This window comes from Candidatus Regiella insecticola LSR1 (assembly GCF_000143625.1).
GTDB lineage: Bacteria > Pseudomonadota > Gammaproteobacteria > Enterobacterales > Enterobacteriaceae > Regiella > Regiella insecticola.
The window spans coordinates 2,506-4,319 of record NZ_GL379693.1; the positions used below are offsets into that span (position 1 = coordinate 2,506).

Sequence of the window (1,814 nt, forward strand, 5' to 3'; positions counted from 1 at the left end):
ACAAAGGTGGTAATCTGATGGTACTTCCTTTAGATCAAATGCTGCGGCAAACCGGCGGGAATAAGGTAGACAGAAATACCAATAATCATTTACCTGATCTGGATCGTTCTTCGGCGGTGAACCGTAGTCAAAATAAGAATATGAATACGGGAAGTATCTCGGGGAAGATGATGGATCAAAGTCGAGATAGCATACCCATTCGGGTAGGGAGAGAATAATCTATGCGTAAACCTTTTTTACTTATCATCGCTTTGCTGATGATAGCGCTTTACGCTTCACTTTTCGTCGTGCAGGAAGGTCAGCGTGGTATCGTGCTGCGTTTTGGTAAGGTACTACGTGATAGCGACAGTAAGCCGTTGGTCTATACGCCAGGTTTACATCTTAAAATTCCTCTGATTGAAACGGTAAAAACACTGGATGCTCGCATTCAAACCATGGACAATCAAGCGGATCGCTTTGTAACTAGCGAGAAAAAAGATCTAATGGTTGATTCTTATGTGAAATGGCGTATTAGTGATTTTAGCCGTTACTATTTAGCGACAGGGGGAGGGAATGTTTCGCAAGCTGAAGTATTGTTGCGGCGAAAATTCAGTGACCGCTTGCGATCAGAAATTGGTCGTTTAAATGTAAAAGATATCGTGACTGATTCTCGCGGTAAACTCACTTCTGATGTACGTAGCGCGTTAAATACGGGTACTGCAGATGATGATGCAATGACGACGGATGCCGACGATGCTATTGCTGTTGCGGCGGCGCGTGTTGAACTGGAAACGCAGGGTAAACAAACCGCGATCAATTCAAACAGCATGGCGGCGCTAGGGATTGAGGTGATTGATGTGCGGATTAAGCAGATCAATTTACCGACGGAAGTCTCTGAAGCAATTTACTTACGTATGCGTGCGGAACGTGAGGCTGTCGCTCGACGTCATCGTTCGCAAGGTAAAGAAGAAGCGGAAAAATTACGTGCCACTGCTGATTATGAAGTGACACGCACATTGGCAACCGCAGAGCGTCAAGCGCGTATCACTCGTGGTGAGGGCGATGCTGAAGCCGCTAGGTTGTTTGCTGATGCTTTCAGTAAAGATCCTGAATTTTACGCGTTTATTCGGAGCTTGCGCGCTTACGAACAGAGCTTTAGCAGCAGTAATGATGTGATGGTTCTCAGTCCAGACAGTGATTTTTTCCGTTTTATGAAATCACCGGAAAAATTCGCTAAACGTCCATAGACTTTGTTTGGTATTATTAAGGCTCGCAGACGCGAGCCTTTTTGAGTCTGTCTAAGAGACTATTCGAAATCTCTTCTGCTCGCTGATACTTTACTAAAATTTTATTGAGTAGACTGTTTGTGAAACGGTTAATTCTTTAGTTAAGCTTTGCAAACAGTCTATTGTCGATGAGGTCTACTATGTTAGTGCTTGACGATCGCGTCATTGATACTGATAAGCAAGGTTATCTAAAAAATAGCGCCGACTGGTCTACCCATTTAGCCCCTCTATTAGCAGAACGGGAAGGCATTATACTCACCGAATCACATTGGGAGGTGATCCTTTTTATGCGTGATTTTTATCAGCAGTATAATACTTCACCTGCAATTCGTTTGTTGGTCACCGCGCTAGCACAAAAATTTGGCTACGATAAAGGTAACAGCCGTTATTTACATCGTTTATTTCCTAAGAGCCCTGCACAACAAGCCAGCAAAATCGCGGGGCTCCCTAAACCAGTAAAATGTCTTTGATTCCAGCAGGTGTATACTCTTCGCCTTTGAAGTTGCCTTCGGCTGCCAGGGCGACCGACCGATGAGCGTAGACCATACC

General features: G+C 44.5%; 2 protein-coding genes and 1 pseudogene. All 3 read left to right on the forward strand.

Features of this window, described 5'->3' with window-relative positions; translation table 11 throughout:
• A pseudogene (locus REG_RS14915) lies at window positions 1-218 on the forward strand (FtsH protease activity modulator HflK); the annotation flags it as partial.
• A 3-nt stretch (window positions 219-221) separates the two neighbouring features.
• Window positions 222-1,226 (forward strand): protease modulator HflC, encoded by a 1,005-nt coding sequence (hflC, locus tag REG_RS09510; protein WP_006705443.1) that lies wholly within the window; start codon window positions 222-224, stop codon window positions 1,224-1,226.
• 179 nt (window positions 1,227-1,405) lie between these two features.
• Window positions 1,406-1,735, forward strand: a complete 330-nt coding sequence (locus REG_RS09515; protein WP_039908669.1) for a TusE/DsrC/DsvC family sulfur relay protein — start codon at window positions 1,406-1,408, stop codon at window positions 1,733-1,735.
• The last annotated feature ends 79 nt before the right edge of the window (window positions 1,736-1,814 follow it).